The sequence below is a fragment of the Streptomyces aureocirculatus genome, from assembly GCF_000720475.1.
Lineage (GTDB): Bacteria > Actinomycetota > Actinomycetes > Streptomycetales > Streptomycetaceae > Streptomyces > Streptomyces aureocirculatus.
In genome coordinates, this window is sequence record NZ_JOAP01000003.1 from 262,575 (window position 1) to 281,143 (window position 18,569).

At 70.9% G+C, this 18,569-nt stretch carries 16 protein-coding genes, 2 tRNA genes and 1 other RNA gene; 5 read left to right on the top strand and 14 right to left on the bottom strand.

The genetic code is table 11. The features are described 5' to 3' along the window. Positions 1-31 precede the first annotated feature (31 nt). From IG78_RS0104285 to IG78_RS0104320, 8 genes are all read right to left on the bottom strand, one after another. Positions 32-904, bottom strand: coding sequence for an RNA polymerase sigma factor SigF (locus tag IG78_RS0104285; RefSeq protein ID WP_030559832.1), 873 nt, complete (start codon positions 902-904; stop codon positions 32-34). Positions 905-1,146: 242 nt separating this feature from the next. Beyond that, positions 1,147-2,103 (bottom strand): RNA polymerase sigma factor SigF, encoded by a 957-nt coding sequence (locus IG78_RS0104290; protein WP_030559833.1) that lies wholly within the window; start codon positions 2,101-2,103, stop codon positions 1,147-1,149. A 276-nt stretch (positions 2,104-2,379) separates the two neighbouring features. After that, entirely contained in the window at positions 2,380-2,673 is a 294-nt protein-coding gene (locus IG78_RS0104295) for a Dabb family protein (protein WP_030559835.1), read from the bottom strand. A gap of 19 nt (positions 2,674-2,692) precedes the next feature. Next, positions 2,693-2,872, bottom strand: coding sequence for a hypothetical protein (locus tag IG78_RS0104300; RefSeq protein WP_030559836.1), 180 nt, complete (start codon positions 2,870-2,872; stop codon positions 2,693-2,695). A gap of 240 nt (positions 2,873-3,112) precedes the next feature. Next, a tRNA-Ser gene (locus tag IG78_RS0104305) sits at positions 3,113-3,197 on the bottom strand. A 48-nt stretch (positions 3,198-3,245) separates the two neighbouring features. Continuing rightward, complete coding sequence (gene tadA, locus IG78_RS0104310; protein ID WP_051852344.1) at positions 3,246-3,719, bottom strand: tRNA adenosine(34) deaminase TadA; 474 nt, start codon at positions 3,717-3,719, stop codon at positions 3,246-3,248. A gap of 54 nt (positions 3,720-3,773) precedes the next feature. Next, the gene (locus IG78_RS0104315) at positions 3,774-4,349 is read right to left on the bottom strand and encodes a tRNA adenosine deaminase-associated protein (protein WP_225881968.1); all 576 of its coding nucleotides are present in this window, start codon (positions 4,347-4,349) and stop codon (positions 3,774-3,776) included. Positions 4,350-4,520: 171 nt separating this feature from the next. After that, positions 4,521-4,706, bottom strand: coding sequence for a hypothetical protein (locus IG78_RS0104320; protein WP_030559841.1), 186 nt, complete (start codon positions 4,704-4,706; stop codon positions 4,521-4,523). 190 nt (positions 4,707-4,896) lie between these two features. On the opposite strand from IG78_RS0104320, the gene upp reads away from it, so the two are divergent. Further along, the gene (upp, locus tag IG78_RS0104325) at positions 4,897-5,532 is read left to right on the top strand and encodes a uracil phosphoribosyltransferase (RefSeq protein ID WP_030559842.1); all 636 of its coding nucleotides are present in this window, start codon (positions 4,897-4,899) and stop codon (positions 5,530-5,532) included. 55 nt (positions 5,533-5,587) lie between these two features. Here the strand turns inward: upp and IG78_RS0104330 are convergent, their stop codons facing one another. Together IG78_RS0104330 and IG78_RS0104335 are read right to left on the bottom strand one after the other, a co-directional pair. Further along, the gene (locus tag IG78_RS0104330; protein ID WP_063760698.1) at positions 5,588-6,304 is read right to left on the bottom strand and encodes a LytR C-terminal domain-containing protein; all 717 of its coding nucleotides are present in this window, start codon (positions 6,302-6,304) and stop codon (positions 5,588-5,590) included. A gap of 174 nt (positions 6,305-6,478) precedes the next feature. Further along, complete coding sequence (locus IG78_RS0104335; RefSeq protein WP_003955420.1) at positions 6,479-6,775, bottom strand: type II toxin-antitoxin system VapB family antitoxin; 297 nt, start codon at positions 6,773-6,775, stop codon at positions 6,479-6,481. 630 nt (positions 6,776-7,405) lie between these two features. Here IG78_RS0104335 and IG78_RS0104340 point away from each other — a divergent pair. After that, positions 7,406-9,001 carry an ABC-F family ATP-binding cassette domain-containing protein gene (locus tag IG78_RS0104340; RefSeq protein ID WP_030559845.1) on the top strand — a complete coding sequence of 532 codons (1,596 nt, stop codon included), beginning with the start codon at positions 7,406-7,408 and terminating at the stop codon, positions 8,999-9,001. Positions 9,002-9,066: 65 nt separating this feature from the next. On the opposite strand, the gene IG78_RS41690 is transcribed toward IG78_RS0104340, so the two are convergent. Together IG78_RS41690 and IG78_RS0104350 are read right to left on the bottom strand one after the other, a co-directional pair. Then, complete coding sequence (locus IG78_RS41690; protein ID WP_051852345.1) at positions 9,067-9,630, bottom strand: LysR substrate-binding domain-containing protein; 564 nt, start codon at positions 9,628-9,630, stop codon at positions 9,067-9,069. Further along, positions 9,627-10,364, bottom strand: a complete 738-nt coding sequence (locus tag IG78_RS0104350) for a sensor domain-containing protein (RefSeq protein ID WP_051852346.1) — start codon at positions 10,362-10,364, stop codon at positions 9,627-9,629. Before IG78_RS0104350 ends, IG78_RS41690 begins: the two co-directional genes overlap by 4 nt. Before the next feature lie 395 nt (positions 10,365-10,759). Here IG78_RS0104350 and IG78_RS0104355 point away from each other — a divergent pair, with 395 nt between their 5' ends. Then, on the top strand, positions 10,760-13,168 hold the full coding sequence (locus tag IG78_RS0104355; protein WP_030559847.1) for an ATP-binding cassette domain-containing protein: 2,409 nt from the start codon (positions 10,760-10,762) through the stop codon (positions 13,166-13,168). Between the two features lie 172 nt (positions 13,169-13,340). Here the strand turns inward: IG78_RS0104355 and IG78_RS45270 are convergent, their stop codons facing one another. Both IG78_RS45270 and IG78_RS0104365 read right to left on the bottom strand, forming a co-directional pair. Continuing rightward, on the bottom strand, positions 13,341-16,100 hold the full coding sequence (locus IG78_RS45270) for a hypothetical protein (protein ID WP_157855751.1): 2,760 nt from the start codon (positions 16,098-16,100) through the stop codon (positions 13,341-13,343). Positions 16,101-16,550: 450 nt separating this feature from the next. Beyond that, positions 16,551-16,638 (bottom strand) — tRNA-Ser (locus tag IG78_RS0104365). Positions 16,639-16,711: 73 nt separating this feature from the next. On the opposite strand from IG78_RS0104365, the gene ffs reads away from it, so the two are divergent. Together ffs and IG78_RS0104370 are read left to right on the top strand one after the other, a co-directional pair. Then, positions 16,712-16,810: signal recognition particle sRNA small type (ffs, locus tag IG78_RS44800), an RNA gene on the top strand. Between the two features lie 47 nt (positions 16,811-16,857). Continuing rightward, positions 16,858-18,569: DNA polymerase III subunit gamma and tau (locus tag IG78_RS0104370; RefSeq protein WP_030559850.1), on the top strand; the 1,712-nt coding region annotated here is incomplete at its 3' end.

Genomic DNA, 18,569 nt, shown 5'->3' on the forward strand with positions numbered 1-18,569 from the left:
CCATGGGCGGCCAGGGCGGCCGGGGAGCGGCTCAGTCCGCGATGAGCCCTTCCCGCAGTTGTGCCAGCGTGCGCGTGAGCAGCCGGGACACATGCATCTGTGAGATGCCGACCTCTTCGCCGATCTGCGACTGCGTCATGTTGGCGAAGAACCGCAGCATGATGATGCGGCGCTCGCGCGGCGGCAGCTTGGCGAGCAGCGGCTTGAGGGACTCGCGGTACTCGACGCCCTCAAGGGCGGTGTCCTCGTACCCGAGGCGGTCCGCGAGGGAGCCCTCGCCGCCGTCGTCCTCGGGTGCGGGCGAGTCGAGCGACGACGCGGTGTACGCGTTGCCGACGGCGAGGCCGTCGACCACGTCCTCCTCGGACACGCCGAGCACGGCGGCCAGTTCGGGCACCGTGGGCGAGCGGTCCAGGCGCTGGGCGAGGTCGTCGCTGGCCTTCGTCAGGGCGAGCCGCAGCTCCTGCAGCCTGCGCGGCACGCGCACGGACCAACTGGTGTCCCGGAAGAAGCGCTTGATCTCACCGACGACGGTCGGCATCGCGAACGTCGGGAACTCCACGCCGCGTTCGCAGTCGAACCGGTCGATCGCCTTGATCAGGCCGATGGTGCCGACCTGGACGATGTCCTCCATCGGCTCGTTGCGGCTGCGGAAGCGGGCCGCCGCGTAGCGCACGAGGGGGAGGTTGAGCTCGATCAGGGTGTCTCTGACGTACGCGCGCTCGGGACTGTCCTGAGCGAGCGTCGCGAGCCGCAGGAACAGGGAGCGGGACAGGGTGCGGGTGTCGATGACTTCCGGGGCCGCGGTGGCCTCGGAACCGTGAAGCGCGTCGGGCGCTGATCCGCTCTCGCTGTCTTCGAGCGTGAGCGTGAGCACCTTCGAGCTGCCCTGGTCTGCGGACATGCCACCCCCTTGAGGTCGCGGACGGTCGTGGCTCGCGTTCCGCCGAGGAACGCAGCCTCCACCTGAATACCGGCGGCGAGGCCCCGGCAAACGCTGTTCCAGCAGAATGTCACATGTCGGCAACACGCTGTAGTGACTTGTCGACAAGTGAGGGTGACATCCGTGCAGGAAAGAGGGGGTCTGGGACTTTTTCTTCCGAGGCTCCGTCGGTAACGGCCAAAAGGCTGTTCCACCCGATACGGTTACGCCTCGATCCGATTTGCGGATCGAAGCCGCGCGAAGCTTCTGGCCAGCAGTCGTGACACATGCATCTGGGAAACGCCCAATTCCGCGCTGATCTGGGACTGCGTCAGATTGCTGTAGTAGCGCAGCAGCAGGATCCGCTGCTCGCGCTCGGGCAGTTGGACGAGCAGATGGCGTACGAGGTCGCGGTGCTCGACGCCGTCGAGGGCGGGGTCCTCGTACCCGAGCCGGTCGACGAGGCCCGGCAGCCCGTCGCCCTCCTGCGCGGCCTCCAGGGACGTCGCGTGGTACGAACGTCCGGCCTCGATGCAGGAGAGCACCTCCTCCTCGGTGATCCGCAGCCGCTCGGCGATCTCCGCGGTCGACGGGGAGCGCCCGAACGAGGTGGTCAGGTCCTCGGTCGCGCCGGTGACCTGCACCCACAGCTCGTGCAGCCGCCGCGGTACGTGGACGGTGCGCACGTTGTCGCGGAAGTACCGCTTGATCTCGCCGACGACGGTGGGCATGGCGAAGGTGGGGAACTGCACGCCGCGGTCCGGGTCGAAGCGGTCGATGGCGTTGATGAGCCCGATGGTGCCGACCTGGACGACGTCCTCCATCGGCTCGTTGCGGCTGCGGAAGCGGGCGGCCGCGTACCGCACGAGCGGCAGGTTCGCCTCGATGAGCGCGCCACGCACCCTGCCGTGCTCGGCGCTGCCCGGCTGCAACTGCTTGAGCTGGCCGAACAGGACCTGGGTGAGGGCACGGGTGTCGGCGCCCCGGGTGCTCGGCGCCTTGGTGCGCGGTGCCGTGTCGGCCGGTGCGGTGTGCGGTGCGTCGTCGGCCGGCGCGGCCTGGGCGGGGGGTGTCTCGGACGCCTGGGCGGGCGGGGCCTCGCATCCCGGGGCGGGCGGCGCCTCGGCGGCCTGGGCGGGTGGTGCTTCGGGCGCAGAACTGGCCGGCACGGTCAACGCCACCCCTTCTCCCGCGAGTCCGGCAGAGCTCAGTCGATCCCAGTCAAGCCCGGTCGCACTCGATCAACTCATCCGTCAAAAGCGGTCATAGCATCACAAGACATGTGCACTGTGTGCAAGCACCCCGAAACTCCGTGTTGACCGGGAAGTTGAGGCGCACGACATGCCACAGCCCCGCGCCGGTGCGGTGCGGGGTTGTCGTGGGACGGTGGAAAACGCGAGGTGGCGGAGGTGGACTCCGGCGTCGGGCGCGACTCGGGCGACGGGGCGCGGACGGCCTCAGAACTCGTAGTCGGCGATCACCCACGTGGCGAACTCGCGCCACAGCGCGACGCCCGCCTGGTGGGCCGGGTGCTCCAGGTAGCGCGTCAGCGCATCGGCGTCGTCGACGGCCGAGTTGATGGCGTAGTCGTACGCGATGGGGCGCGGGGAGATGTTCCAGGCGCACTCCCAGAACCGCAGCTCGGGGACGAGCCCGTCGAGCTCCTCGAACGCCTTGACGGCGGCGGCCACCCGCGGGTCGTCGCGCTCGACGCCGTCGTTCAACTTGAAGAGGACCAGATGGCGGATCACGGGCGCTCCCAGTGGTCGGTCAGTCGTCCTTGCCGCCGTTGGCCACCCAGGTCATGAAGTCGCCGATGGCCTTGGCGCCGTCCGAAATGCCCTCGAACCCTACCTGGACGTAGTCGGCGGCCTGCTCCGGGTCGGTGATGATCACGTAGAGGACGAACACCACGAGCAGGAAAAGAACGATCTTCTTCGGGTCCTTCACGCTGTGGCCTTCCCGTGCCCGCTCATCCCCGCACCCGTGTGCCTTCTGCCGTGTGCCTGTTGCTCCGTCTGTGCCGGGCGAGTCTAACGTGGCGCGAACTCACCAGGTTTTTAAGGACCGATGACCCGGCGGCCCGGGGGCCTCGCTGCCCTCTTCCCCCGCCCGTCCAATGCCTGCGTCCCATGCCTTCGCAGATATATGAAGGGCCCCGTCCATTGGACGGGGCCCTTCATATAAAAGCGGTAGCGGAGGGATTTGAACCCTCGGTGACTTGCGCCACACTCGCTTTCGAGGCGAGCTCCTTCGGCCGCTCGGACACGCTACCGAGAGAGATCCTAGCCCAAGGTGGGCCGTGGTCCGAAATCCGTTTCGGCTATCCCTGCCCCGGCGGGGTCCAGCCCTGCCCCCGGGGAGTGCCGCGGTCCCGGAAGAAGCCCGTGAGGAGTGCTCCGCAGTCCTCTGCGAGTACGCCCTCGACGACTTCGGGGCGGTGGTTGAGGCGCCGGTCGCGCAGCAGGTCCCACTGCGAGCCCGCCGCGCCCGCCTTGGCGTCGCGGGCGCCGTAGACCACCCGGTCCACCCGGGACTGCTGCAGCGCCCCCGCGCACATCACACAGGGCTCCAGGGTGACGACGAGCGTGCAACCGGGCAGCCGCCAACTGCCGAGCTTCGCCGCGGCCCGGCGCAGCGCCACGATCTCCGCGTGCGCGGTGGGGTCGTGGGCGGCCTCGCGCTCGTTGTGCCCGGTGGCGAGCACCGTCTCGCCGTCCGCGGACAGCACGACAGCGCCGACGGGCACGTCACCGCCCCGGACGGCCCGTTCGGCCTCGTCCAGGGCGGCCCGCATCGGCGCCCGCCAGCGGTCTCGTACCGGGTCTGGGAGTTGTGTCACACGGTGAACCTAACGGACGGTTTCGAGGACCTCCGCGGCTCCGAGGATGTCGGCGATCTCGTTGAGCGCGTCACCGCTCACCAGGCCGAGCAGGTCCTTCTCCGGCACGCCCAGGTCGCTGAGGATCTCCGTGTCGCCGAGAGCGCCGGAGGGCACGGCCTCGCCCGCGGTGTCCGTCCCGTCCGGCTCGGGGACGTCGGCCTCGGACTCGCCGTCCTCGGTGCCGTCGAGGTCCAGGGCGTCCAGGTCGTCGGCCACGTCGTCCGGGTCGCGGCCCAGCATCTCGTCGGTGAGCAGGATCTCGCCGTACGCGCTGCGCGATGCGGCCGCCCCGTTCGAGACGAAGATGCGCGGGTCCTCCTCGCCGTCGATGCGCACGACGCCGAACCAGGCGCCCTCCTGCTCGATGAAGACGAGCACTGTGTCGTCGTAGTTCTCGCTGAGCTCGGCGGCGGCCTCGCGGGCGAGGTCGGTCAGATCCGACAGGGTCTCCACATTGTCGAGCTCCGTGTCGCTCGCTTCCCACCCGTCTTCGGTGCGCGCGAGCAGTGCGGCGAAGTACACCGTGACTCTCCCACTGTTCATAGGCGCCGGTTGGGGATCCCCCCGGCGGACGTAGGGGGCGGGAGTGCTGTTCCAAGCCCCGCCCACTCGGAATCGTGGCAGAAACAACGGCTTCAGGAGAGGTCTTCCGGCCGCTGTGTTCGCGTCGCGTCTCGAATCGCGGGCCGCGGTCGGTGCCGCGGGCCCCCGCGGCTACCAGCGGAACGTACGCATACGCATCGCCTGTCGCAGTCTGGCCGCCCGGGCGCGGCGCGGTGTCACCCGGGCCCGCAGTTCGCGGGCCTCGTTCAGCTCGTGCAGGAACTGGGCGCGCCGCCTGCGGCGCTCGGCGTCGGTCTCTCGTGCTTCCCGCGTTTCCCGTGCTTCCCGGTCGGGCATCGGCCACACCACCCCAGTTCGTATTTCCACCTTCCCTCCGGGGCTGCGATTGATGCCAGTGGGGTGGTGGCAGTGCGGTGGGGCTGGGCTCGGGGGTGGGGTCGGGAGCTGGGGCTCCGGCTGTGGGCCGGGGCTGGGCCGGGAGCTTGGGCTGGGGCTGGGGGGCGCTTCGCCCGGTTACTGTTGAACAATGCGGATCCACGTCGTCGACCACCCGCTGGTGGCGCACAAACTCACCACACTGCGCGACAAGCGCACCGACTCCCCGACCTTCCGGCGCCTCGCCGACGAGCTGGTCACCCTGCTCGCGTACGAGGCCACCCGGGACGTGCGCACCGAGCAGGTCGACATCGACACGCCGGTGAAGACGACGACCGGCGTCAAGCTGTCCCACCCGCGGCCGCTTGTCGTGCCGATCCTGCGCGCGGGGCTCGGCATGCTCGACGGCATGGTCCGGCTCCTGCCGACCGCCGAGGTCGGCTTCCTCGGCATGATCCGCAACGAGGAGACGCTACAGGCGTCCACGTACGCGACCCGCATGCCCGAGGACCTCTCCGGCCGTCAGGTGTACGTCCTCGACCCCATGCTCGCCACCGGCGGCACGCTGGTCGCGGCGATCCAGGAGCTCATCAAGCGCGGCGCGGACGATGTGACCGCCGTGGTGCTGCTCGCCGCCCCGGAGGGCGTCGAGATCATGGAGCGGGAGCTCGCGGGGACGCCGGTCACCGTCGTGACCGCCGCGGTGGACGAGCGTCTGAACGAGAGCGGGTACATCGTGCCTGGGCTCGGTGACGCGGGGGATCGGATGTACGGGACCGCCGAATAGGCGCGCAGCAGGCTGCGTACGCCGAATCGGGTGTGTGCTTGTGCTCTGCTTGAGCTCAGCAGTTCTTGCCGTCCGCCGACGGCTTCGAGGGCGTCGATGAGGGCTTGGCGAGTGCCGCCAGGGCCTTGTCGGCGTCCTCCTTCTTCGCCAGGTCCTTGAACCGGCTCCCCAGGATCAGGTCGACCTCGCCGCCCTTGCGGGTGTCCGTCTGCCGCTGCGCCCCCGTGAGCTGCGTCGCGAGCACGGGCAGCGCGGTGTCCGTCGCCGACTTCGCGCCGAGCACTATCCCGGGGCCCTCGACCTTCTTGTCGTACGCCTTCGTCGCGTTGCCCACCTTGCCGATGGCGAAGCCGCGCTTCCTCAGCTCGTCCGCCGTGTCCTTGGCCAGGCCGCCTCGCGGGGTGGCGTTGAAGACGTTGACCTTGATCTGGGCCGGTTTGGGGAGTGGGTTCTGGTTCTGCTGGTTCTGGTTCTGCTTCTGGTTCTGCTTCTGGTTCTGGTTCTGGTTCTGGTTCTGCTGTTGTTGGTTCTGCTGCTGCCGGGGTGTGTCCGTCACGCAGTCCTTCGTTCCGCTCGCGGCGGACGCCTCGTCCTTGCCGCTGAACACGTCGATGAGCTGCAGACTGCCCCAGCCGAGCAGGCCGACAACGGCTAGTGCCGCGATCGCCGCGAGCACGATCCGGCGACGGCCGCTCGGGCGGCGCATTCGCGGGTACTTGTCCCCCGTGATGCGGTACTTGCCGCCCATGCCGGGGGGAGTGAGCATGCTCATGGGCGCAGCGTAGTGCTGTGCGGTGGGGATTCCTACTAAATGATCATTGCTCGGACGTCAGGGCAACCCGAAAGGGTCAATGTCGGGCGATGCCGGTCCGCGGATGGTCCGGAGATGGCCCGCGGATGGTCCGGAGGCGGTCCGGAGGCGGTTCTGTGGCGGGCCCCTGGGAGGTCAGCCCAGTTCGAGTACGCGGGCGTGCAGCACCTGGCGCTGCTGGAGCGCGGCGCGGACCGCTCGGTGCAGTCCGTCTTCCAGGTAGAGGTCGCCCTGCCACTTCACGACGTGCGCGAAGAGGTCGCCGTAGAACGTGGAATCCTCGGCGAGCAGGGTCTCCAGGTCCAGTTGGCCCTTGGTCGTCACGAGCTGATCGAGGCGGACCGGGCGCGGCGCGACGTCCGCCCACTGCCGGGTGCTTTCCCGGCCGTGGTCGGGGTACGGCCGGCCGTTTCCGATGCGCTTGAAGATCACACGGAAAGCCTACCGGTCAAGGCTCACCGGGCGCAGCCTCGACGGGCGAGTGCGACGCCGGGAAATGATGCCGGAAAGTGGGACAAACCGGGAAGACTCAAGCCCTGCCGTCTACGCCCGTGGACGGAAACCGCCCGAACGGGTTGGGTTCCGGGGGGTGTGTGTCCGCTGGGGGCGGGGGTTGCCCGTTTTCGCCTTTCCGTTTGTGGGGGTGGCGGGGTCGTGGCGGTATGGCCGTGCTCGCGTAGTGGACACTCCCTGGCTTCCCCGCACCGTAAGTGTGTCGCTTGGCACGCTGCGCTCGGTCATACCGCCACGACCCCTCCGGTCGCGACAGCGTCTGCGGCCCGGTGCCTCTTGCGGCTTCCGCCGCCCGTCCGTCCCCCTCTGTGGGCAACTGGTCCGCCAGGGGCGGAACGGGTGGGCACAGCCCAACTGCCGGGCGCCCGTTCTGTGGGGGGAGGGGCACAGCCCAGGCCCGGGGGCGATGGGCGGTGCCGGAAAACTCGGGTGCGGGGCGGTATCCGCTTCGCCTAGCCTCGGGGGCATGTCTACGCCCCGCATCTCCTAGCCAGGTCACACGCCTTCACGTCACCCGTGTGTCCTGCTTTGAGTGCGGAGCGTTCTGTTGTGATTGCTGTACGTGATATTGATCTTCGCGTGGGCGGCCGGACCCTGCTGTCCGGCGTCTCCTTCCACGTCGCCCCCGGCGACCGCGTCGGCCTGGTCGGGCGCAACGGCGCCGGCAAAACCACCCTCCTGAAGACCCTCGCCGGGCAGGGGCCCGAGCCGGACGCCGGCCGCGTCACCCGTACCGGATCCCTCGGCTGGCTCGCCCAGGACCCGGCCCCCGCCGACCCGGCCGTCACCGTCACCGACCGGATCCTGTCCGCCCGCGGCCTCGACCGGGCGGTACGCGCCCTGCGGGCCGCCGAGGCCGCCCTGGCCCGCGGCGGCGGCGAACCAGCGGCCATGGCCGCCTACACCCGTGCCGACGACGACTTCCAGGCCCGCGGCGGGTACGCCGCCGAGGCCGAGGCCGCCCGTGTCGCCGCCGGTGTGGGGCTGCCCGAGCGCGTGCTCGGGCAGGCCGTGGGCGAGCTGTCCGGCGGGCAGCGGCGCCGCGTCGAACTCGCCCGCATTCTCTTCTCCCGCCACGACACCCTGCTCCTCGACGAACCCACCAACCACCTCGACCGGGATTCCGTCGAGTGGCTGCGCGGATTCCTGCGCGGATATCCCGGCGGCGTCGTCCTCGTCAGCCACGACATCGCGTTGCTCGGCGACGTCGTCAACCGCGTCTTCCACCTCGACCCCGCGCGCGCCGCCCTCGACGTACACAACACCACCTGGCACACCTACCTCAGCCAGCGCGCCGCCGACGACCGGCGCCGCGCCCGTGAGCGTGCCAACGCCGAACGCAAGGCCGCCGCCCTCAAGACCCAGGCCGACAAGATGCGCGCCCACGTCGCCACCGCCACCGCCGCCAAGAACATGGTCCGCCGCGCCGACCGGCTCCTGTCCGGCACCGAGCCCGTACGCCGCGGCGAGAAGACCGCCCGCATCCGGCTGCCCGACCCCGCCCCCTGCGGCCGGATGCCCCTGGGCGCGGTGCGCCTGGAGAAGTCCTACGGCGCCGTGCGCGTGCTCGGCGGCGTCGATCTCGCCGTCGACCGGGGCAGCCGGCTCGTGGTCCTCGGGTTCAACGGGGCCGGGAAGACCACCCTGCTGCGCCTGCTCGCCGGGCGCGAGACCCCGGACTCCGGCCGCGTCGTGCACGGGCACGGGCTGCGGCTCGGATACTTCGGGCAGGAACACGACACCCTCGACCTGGCGGTGTCCGTACGCGACAACCTCGCCGCCGCCGCGCCGCACCTCACCCCGGGCGAGGTGCGGCAGGTGCTCGGGGCGTTCCTGTTCCGCGGCGACGACGCCGACAAGCCCGCCCGCGTGCTCTCGGGCGGCGAGAAGACCCGGCTCGCCCTCGCCGGGCTCGTGCACTCCGGCGCCAACGTGCTGCTCCTGGACGAGCCCACCAACAACCTCGACCCCGCATCCCGCGACGAGGTACTCGCCGCCGTGGGGACGTACCCGGGAGCCGTGGTGATGGTCACCCACGACGAAGGTGCCATCGACGCCCTGCGCCCCGACCGTGTCCTCGTCCTGCCCGACGGCACTGAGGACTGGTGGAGTTCGGAGTACCGGGAGTTCGTCTCCCTGGAGTGAGGCCTTCGTCGTTCACGGTGCCTTGCTCCTGTGTGCGTCTGCCCCGGCGGCGACGGCTGCTCCGCCTACTCGCTCGTCCGAGCCGTCGTGGCCGCCTCGCGCAGCGCCTCCAGGAACGCCTGGAGTACGGGGTTTCGCGGCGCCGTCGCCCGTACCGCCGCCCAGATCGAGCGGACCGGCACGGGGTCGCGTACCGCGCGGACGGCAAGCCCGGGGTGGGGCAGGACCGAGGCCGTCGCCGCCTGCGGCATCAGGCCCGTCGCCGGGACCAGCGCCACCCCGACGCCCGCCGCCACGAAACCCTGCGCCGTCGCGTAGTCCCCGCTGTCCATCACGAAATCCGGGGTGAACCCGGCCGCTCCGCACGCGTCGAGGACCGCGTCCAGGCACGGGGCCCGGCAACTCGCTTCCCACCCAAGGCAGCGGGTCGCCGGGTCGGTGAGGCGCAACTCCGCCTGTACGCCCGGGTGCTCGCGGCGCAGGCGGGCCAGCGCGGGTGCGGCGAGGCGGGCGCCCGCGGTGGCGACGTACCGTACCGAGATCTCCTCGGGGAGGGGATCGGTGCCCGGGTGGTGGGCGGCATGGCGGTGGTCCTGGTGGGGGTCGCCCTGACGCGGACCGGCCCTCACCGGCCGAGCAGGCCCCGTACCGCCGACCGGTCCACGCCCGTGAGCGCACGCAGCAGCAGCGGCGTGAGCAGGACGACCAGCACCCCGAGCGCGCTGACGCCCGCGACCTGCCAGGGCGACTCGATGTAGTACGCGTAGTGCTCGCCGCCCGACTCGAAGTCGAAGACGCGGTAGCCGGGCCAGTCCAGGTAGTGCGAGAACACCCAGGAGTACGTGGGGAACAGCGCCAGGGCCCAGCCGACCACCCAGACCGTCACCGACAGCACGAAGCTCGCCACCCGCCACGGGAACATGACGACCTGGAACAGCAGCGCCTTCCAGCCCGCCGCGTCCCGCAGTTGTGCCCGTATCCGCGCCCAGGCGCCGTCGGCGTCCGCCGTGCGTACGGGTGCGGGCTCCGCCACGTCCAGGCCGAGCAGGCTCCGCGCGCGCCGCCGTTCGCCCGCGCCGAGGCCGCGCGCACCGGCCGACATGGCTGCGAACACGGGCATCCCGAGCAGGGTGACCGCGAGGCCCGCGCCGAGCGAGAACAGCGTGACGGCGAAGACGAATCCGGCGACGGCCACCGGCAGCGACGTCAGGACGTATCCGAACGTACGGAAGGTGGGGGCGGCGAACGGGGCGTGCCAGAAGCCGGGCCGTGGCGTGCGGGCGGCGGTGCCTTCGTACGCCAGGTCCGTCCTCACCGGGGCGGTGGCGGTGGCGGTGGCACGGGGGAGCGTGTCGATCGTCATGGCGGGCCTCGTCTTCATCTCTTCGCCGAGTGGGGGACGCACTGCGCGGAGCGCTGCTCCCGATGCCCTCAACTCTGCTGCGTACGCGGCTCACAGGCCATGGGGGGAGGTGGTGTCCTGGGGTGTACCCAGGCCCCCTTTGTGTGCTCTGCTGCGACGCCGCACCGCCCCGGGGGAGGGCCCGGCCAGCCGGTCAGGAACGCTCTCGCCGCAGCGGCCCCGCGGCCGCGTCCCGGCCCGGCCGCGTACGGCGACCGGTCAGGATTCGAGAAGCGCGACACGCCGGGGCGCGCCTAGCGTGACGGACATGGGGATGCGCTGGAGCGGGCGGCTCCGCCCCACAAAGGGCCCACTAAGGGCCCACAAAGGGCCCCACACAGGGAGACGACGACACGATGAGCAGCACGAAGAGAGCGGACGGCGACCGGTCACCCGCGTCGCACGCCGCCGACAGCCACGAGTACATCCGGGTGCACGGCGCGCGCGAGAACAACCTCAAGGACGTCAGCATCGAGATCCCCAAGCGCCGCCTCACGGTGTTCACCGGCGTCTCCGGGTCGGGCAAGAGCTCGCTGGTGTTCAACACCATCGCCGCCGAGTCGCAGCGGCTCATCAACGAGACCTACAGCACCTTCGTCCAGGGCTTCATGCCGACAGCGGCGCGGCCCGAGGTCGACGTGCTCGACGGCCTGACGACCGCGATCAGCGTCGACCAGCAGCGCATGGGCGGCGACCCCCGCTCCACGGTCGGCACCGCCACCGACGCCAACGCCATGCTGCGCATCCTCTTCAGCCGCCTCGGCGAGCCGCACATCGGCCCGCCGAGCGCGTACTCCTTCAACACCGCGTCCGTCCGGGCGAGCGGCGGCATCACCGTCGACCGCGGCTCCGACAGGACGAAGACCGTGAAGGCGACCTTCAACCGCGTCGGCGGCATGTGTACGCGCTGCGAGGGCCGCGGCGCCGTCTCGGACATCGACCTCACCCAGTTGTACGACGACTCCAAGTCCATCGCGGAGGGCGCGTTCACCATCCCCGGCTGGAAGTCGGACAACGTGTGGACGGTCGGGATCTACGCCGAGTCCGGCTTCCTCGACCCGAACAAGCCGATCCGCAGGTTCACCAAGAAGGAGATGCGGGACTTCCTCTACAGGGAGCCCACGAAGGTCAAGGTCAACGGCGTCAATCTCACCTACGAGGGGCTGATCCCGAAGATCCAGAAGTCGTTCCTCGCCAAGGACAAGGAGGCGATGCAGCCGCACATCCGGGCGTTCGTGGAGCGCGCGGTCACCTTCGCCACCTGCCCGGAGTGCGACGGCTCCCGGCTCAGCGAGGGCGCCAGGTCCTCGAAGATCAAGAAGGTCTCGATCGCCGACGCCTGCGCGATGGAGATCAGGGACCTGGCCAAGTGGGTCCGCGGCCTCGACGAGCCCTCGGTGGCGCCGCTGCTCACCGCGCTCCAGCAGACCCTCGACTCGTTCGTCGAGATCGGCCTCGGCTATCTCGCGCTCGACCGTCCCGCGGGCTCGCTCTCCGGCGGTGAGGCACAGCGCGTCAAGATGATCCGCCACCTCGGCTCCTCGCTCACCGACGTCACGTACGTCTTCGACGAGCCCACCATCGGCCTGCACCCGCACGACATCCAGCGCATGAACGACCTGCTCCTGCGCCTGCGCGACAAGGGCAACACGGTGCTCGTCGTGGAGCACAAGCCGGAGGCCATCGCGATCGCCGACCACGTCGTGGACCTCGGGCCCGGCGCCGGTACGGCGGGCGGCACCGTCTGCTTCGAGGGCACCGTCGAGGGGCTGCGGGCCAGCGACACCGTCACCGGCCGCCACCTCGACGACCGGGCCGCCCTCAAGGAGGAGGTGCGGGCGCCCGCCGGGGCCCTGGAGATCCGCGGGGCCACGGCGAACAACCTGCGGGACGTCTCCGTGGCCGTCCCGCTCGGCGTCCTCTGCGTCGTCACCGGCGTCGCGGGCTCCGGCAAGAGTTCCCTGATCCACGGCTCGATCCCGGCCGACGCGGGCGTGGTGGCCGTCGACCAGACCCCCATCAAGGGGTCCCGGCGCAGCAACCCGGCGACGTACACGGGACTGCTCGAACCGATCCGCAAGGCGTTCGCCAAGGCCAACGGCGTCAAACCGGCGCTGTTCAGCGCCAACTCCGAGGGCGCCTGCCCCACCTGCAACGGCGCCGGCGTCATCTACACCGACCTCGGCATGATGGCCGGGGTCGCCAGCCCCTGCGAGGACTGCGAGGGGAAGCGGTTCCAGCCCTCGGTCCTGGGGTACCGCTTCGGCGGGCGCGACATCAGCGAGGTGCTCGCGATGTCCGTGACCGAGGCCGAGGAGTTCTTCGCCGGGGGCGAGGCGCGGACCCCCGCCGCGCACAAGATCCTCTCCCGGCTCACGGACGTCGGCCTCGGCTATCTCACCCTCGGCCAGCCGCTCACCACACTGTCCGGCGGCGAACGGCAGCGGCTCAAGCTCGCCACCCACATGGGGGACAAGGGCGGCGACAACACCGTCCTCGTACTCGACGAGCCGACCACCGGCCTGCACCTCGCCGACGTGGAACAACTCCTCGCCCTGCTCGACCGGCTCGTCGACTCCGGCAGGTCCGTCATCGTCATCGAGCACCACCAGGCGGTGATGGCCCACGCCGACTGGATCATCGACCTCGGCCCCGGCGCGGGCCACGACGGCGGCAAGGTCGTCTTCGAAGGCACCCCGCAGGAACTGGTGGCGTCGCGGTCGACGCTGACCGGGGAGCATCTGGCGGCGTACGTGGGTCGCTGACCGCACCGAACGGGGCGGCGCCGCCATGGCCGGCCACAGGCCGGGTGCGCGTCCGGCTGCTACTGCCCGCACGCGCACCCGGCCGCCGCCGCCGTCGCTGCTGCGCGTCGCTTCCAGGTCGCCGACACGCGGGGCGAGCTGAACGGGAAGCAGGGACGGGCGGGAAGAACTTCTACTCGGCGCCGCTCCGCTGCGGAACCTCGCAGTTCCGCTCCGGTGGGCTGCCCGTCGGCCACGCCACGCCCTGGAACCTCAGCTTCTTGACCGACGGGTCGAGACGGACCACGGAGACCGCCTTGTTGTACGGGTTGCCGGCTCCCGTGAGACAGATCCAGCCGCTGGCGCCCCGCACCCGGAAGGCCAGGTTGAGTGATCTGAGGTCTTCCCTGATCCGCTCGCGCGTCGGCACCTCCGCGCCACCGACCTGGACGGATTTCGTCAGCTCCTTGGCCGCGGTCAGGATGACATCGTGGGTGAGGATCGTCCGTCCGTCGTCGAGACTCACCTCTCCGATGTCCGCCGCGTCGGCGGAGTCCCGCAGCTTCGCCAACGCCTCCTGCGGCTCGGCCAGATAGCGCGGTCGGTCCCTGTCGGCGGTCCGCTCGCGTCCGTCCCGCACCGCGCGTTCCCGCCACCGGTCGACCTCGGTGTCCCAGGCGTCGGGGTGGGCCGGTGCCGCGTACAGCACGGACACCGAGGGCCGTCCGCCGCCCGCGTCGCCGCGCAGGAGCCGACGCTCGCCCTGGTCGAGGCGGCCGCCGAGGGTCGTGGCGTCGGAGCCCGTGATCACGGTGTAGCCCTTCCCGTCGGCCTTGCCGGCGCAGTACGTGCCCGCGAGCTTCTTGATGAAGATCTCCAAGTGGTGCGCGCGGCCCGCGAAGTAGACGTACCGGGCACGGGACTGGCAGAGATTGAGGGCGAAGTCCTCGAACTTGTTCGGGGTGATGCCCGGTTCTTCGAGGCCCGGAGACACATAGGTCATGTCCTGGACACCGGTCTCGTTCTTCTTGCCCTCCCTGGCCTCGGCGAAGGCAGCCCGCAGCGAGCTGTTGTAGTTGTCCTTCTTGCGGGTGTCGGCGACGAGTGCCGTCTGGGCGCCCGCCAGCTCCGGGTCGAACTGGAGCAGTGCGCTCGCCTGTTCCCGGGCGGTCGAGACGACCCTGGCCAGGCCGGGGAAGGGGTCCTTGTCCCGGTCGGCTGTCTCGGGGTTGGCGAAGTCGGTCGAAGTGACCAGGCTGGCGACGACCGGGACTTGCCGGACCCTGGTCAGGTCGGTCATGGCATCGAGGCTCGTGTCCAGGCTGAGGTTGAAGCCCGCGACGACTCGGAGCCTGGGCTCCTTGAGCAGGTCGTCGACGGTCTTCTGCCATTGCCCGTAATTGCGGCCGGGGTTGGCCAGAACGAGCCGGATGGGTGGTTTGGCGGCGGTGTCGGAGCCGGGTGCGTTCGTCTCCCGCTGGGCCAGATACGCCCCTTGGACCTCGCTCAGGATCTGCCGCTGCACCGCCGGGCTTTCCGACTCCATGGGGATCATCAGGGCGACCGTCGCGTACTTCAGCTTCGCGATGCGGTTGTTCTCCGCCTCGATGGCAGCGGAGACCTCGCTCATCCCGTCGACGTGCGGCATGTAGACGCCGGTGCCGTCCGAGACCCCGACGCAGTCCCGCCCCGCCATCCGCAAGCCCTCCCCGCAGCTCTCGGGCCCGCCGGGCGAGAAGAAGAGCAGGACTCCGTACACCGCCGTGGCCATGGCGGCGAGGGAGAGAGCCGTGACGGTGACCGGGCCCACACGCCCGAAACCGCGGCGAGGGCCGGGGGGTGTGGGGTGTGCGGGGTCCGCGGAGTCCGCGTCATCTCCGAGGTCAACGGGGAGGAGACGGCCGGGAAGCGGCACGTCCTCGCCGCGGCATCGCCGCTCGGCGGCCTCGTCCCGCGCCCGGAACAGCCTTGGGACGGCGGCCGCGAGTTCGCTCGCAGGGGCGGCGCAGTTCGCCCCCTTCGAGGGCGGGGCGGCACCCGGGGCCGACGTCGTGATGACGACAGGGTGCACGCGCAACCTGCGGGACTTGTCGTCGTCGTACGCCGTGAGCAGGGCGTCTCTGATGGTGCGGCGGGCAGGGACGCAGTCCACATCCGGCAGCAGAATGACGGGTCTGCGTACCCGGTTGAGGCGGCGGAAAAAGCCGTAGTGCGCGTCGATGTCCGCCAGAAGTGCCTGGACCAGGAGCAACTCCCGCTCCGCGCGTGGCTTGTCGCGCCACGCGCGCAGCTCCTGCAGAAGCGCCCGGTTGGTGGGTAACGGCAGGGAGTCGAGCGCCTTGTTCCGGTACCACCTCAGGGTCCTGAGATGAGGGAACCGGAAGGCGTCGATGACCCGCACGCAGAGCCCGATGAAACCACCTAGCTGTGCGTTGACCAGCAGGTCGTCGCCCAGTGCGAGGTCGGCAACGCGTTTGCGCAGCTCAAGGAGGGCGTAGCGCTTCGCGTCGCGGATGGCGTCCTTGATCAGACGCTCCAGCGTGTCGTTCTGCACGGCGCGGGTGCCGCTCCCGCTCTTCGGAGGCTGGTCCGGCCGCCATGCGTAGAAGGCCCCGTACGCCGCCGCGAAGCGGGGGAAGACGAGGGGAAGACGATAGGCGGGGCGGCCGTCGTAGCCGCAGCCCTGGGCTATGTCGAGGAGGTGATCGGCCACCTGGCGTTCGGAGGAGGCCGGCGTGGGGACCGCCTGGGGTTCGGGGGAGGCGGGGGCGGGGGTCGCCTGGGGGTCCTGGTCAGGGGGCGGATGCGGATCCACGGGGAGCGTGCCCGGCTCGTTGGGGGGCTCGTTGGGGAGCGTGCCCGGCTCGTTGATCGGCAGGACACCTCGGTACTTCCGGTGAAAGTCCCGGGGCCACTGCCGTACTCCGGAGCCCTCGCCCTCGAGCTGCAGCACCAGGGGACCCGTCTTGCGCCTGAACCGTAGCCTCCGGCCGAGGCGGAGCCGATCCCTGATCACCAGTTGTGCGAGAGCCTCGTCCAGTTGCCGTTCCACTACTGCCCCATCCGCACCGCGCCTTGAGTGGTCGGGACTCTACGGGGTACGGCGACGCGTTCGCCAACAGCAGATCGACGTTTGCGGGAGAAATGTCGAATCCGACACCCTTCTCGAACTCGGTGTGGTACGCCGGTAGTTGGGAACCAGACGGGCGTCTTTCAACGATGCAAACGCAACCGGCGGATTTGCATATGATCGGCTCGGGCGCACGGCCCCCGGGCAACGCCTGGACGGACGGCCGGGCGCCTGCACAGACGGCCGCGGGGCCGTCGCGCCCCCGCGCACGAAACGTCGAAGGGCCCCACCGCAAGCGGTGGGGCCCTTCGACGTTAGTGCCCGGTGAGGCACTGGCGGAGGATACGAGATTCGAACTCGTGAGGGGTTGCCCCCAACACGCTTTCCAAGCGTGCGCCCTAGGCCTCTAGGCGAATCCTCCGCGGCAAACAATACAAGACGTTGAGGAGTGCTCGCGAACTCGTTCCCACCCCCTGGCATCGGCTAGGGTGGGGGCCAGCCCCTCACGCGGCGCTATCTGACTGAACTCCCCCAGGGCCGGAAGGCAGCAAGGGTAGGTCGGCTCTGGCGGGTGCGTGGGGGGCGCTTGCGTTCCCCGGGGCGGTCCTGGTTGTCAGTGGGCGCCTATAACCTCGTATACGTGTCGTCTCTCGCGCTCTACCGCCGTTACCGCCCGGAGTCGTTCGCCGAGGTCATCGGGCAGGAACATGTGACCGACCCGCTGCAGCAGGCGCTGCGGAACAACCGGGTCAATCACGCGTACCTGTTCAGTGGCCCGCGCGGCTGCGGCAAGACGACGAGCGCGCGCATCCTCGCCCGCTGTCTGAACTGTGAGCAAGGTCCCACCCCGACCCCCTGCGGCGAGTGCCAGTCCTGCCGCGACCTCGCGCGGAACGGGCCGGGTTCGATCGACGTGATCGAGATCGACGCCGCTTCGCACGGTGGCGTGGACGACGCCCGCGACCTGCGCGAGAAGGCCTTCTTCGGCCCCGCAAGCAGCCGGTACAAGATCTACATCATCGACGAGGCCCACATGGTCACGCCGGCGGGGTTCAACGCCCTGCTGAAGGTCGTCGAGGAGCCGCCGGAGCATCTGAAGTTCATCTTCGCGACGACGGAGCCCGAGAAGGTCATCGGGACCATCCGCTCGCGTACGCACCACTACCCGTTCCGGCTCGTGCCCCCCGGCACGCTGCGTGACTACCTCGCCGAGGTGTGCGGCCGCGAGGGCATGGCCATCCAGGGCGGCGTCCTTCCGCTCGTCGTGCGCGCCGGTGCCGGTTCCGTGCGTGACTCCATGTCCGTCATGGACCAACTCCTCGCAGGCGCGCGCGAGGACGGTGTGACGTACGCCATGGCCACGGGCCTGCTCGGGTACACCGACGGCTCGCTCCTCGACGCCGTCATCGAAGCCTTCGCCTCCGGTGACGGCGGCGCCGCCTTCGAAGTCGTCGACCGCGTCGTCGAGGGCGGCAACGACCCACGGCGCTTCGTCGCCGACCTCCTCGAGCGGCTGCGGGACCTGATGATTCTCGCCGCGGTGCCCGACGCCGCCGAGAAGGGGCTCATCGACGCCCCCACCGACGTGGTGGAGCGGATGCAGGCCCAGGCCGGAGTATTCGGCGGTGCCGAGCTCAGCCGCGCCGCCGACATCGTCAACGAAGGCCTCACCGAGATGCGCGGGGCCACCGCGCCGCGGTTGCAGCTCGAGCTGATCTGCGCGCGCGTGCTGCTCCCCGCGGCGTACGACGACGCCCGCTCCGTGATGGCCCGCCTCGACCGGCTCGAGCGCGGCGGCCACTTCATGGCCGGCGGCCCCGCCGCCGCCCCCCCGATGGGGTACGTCCCCGGGCCCGAGGCCCACGCGGGCGTGCAGCAGCCCGGGGTTCCCGTACCGCCGCCGGGCCCCGGGGCGGACATCCCGCCGGGCGGCGGCGCCGCGGCTGCCCGGGCCGCGGTGCGGGGAGGCGCGGGTGGCGTGGGGGGTGCGGCGGGCGCAGGGGGTGCGGGTGGTGCAGGGGGCCATGGTGCTCCCGGTGCTCCCGGTGCTCCCGGTGCTCCCGGTGCTCCCGGCGCCCCTGGAGGCCCTGGCGCCTCTGGAGGCCCTGGCGCCTCTGGAGGCCCTGGCGCCCCCGGAGGCCCGGCTGACCCGGGCGCCTACGACGCCACCGGCGCCACCCACGCCACCCATGCGGCCCCCTCCGCGGCCCCCGCCCCCGACCAGGCACCCACAACCCCGGCCGCCGCACCCTCCCCCCAGCCGCCGACCCCGACCGCACCGCCGCCCACCGCGGCACCGGCACCGGCGGGCACCCCCGCGCCCGAGGGCGGCCCCGCCCCCGAGGGCAACCC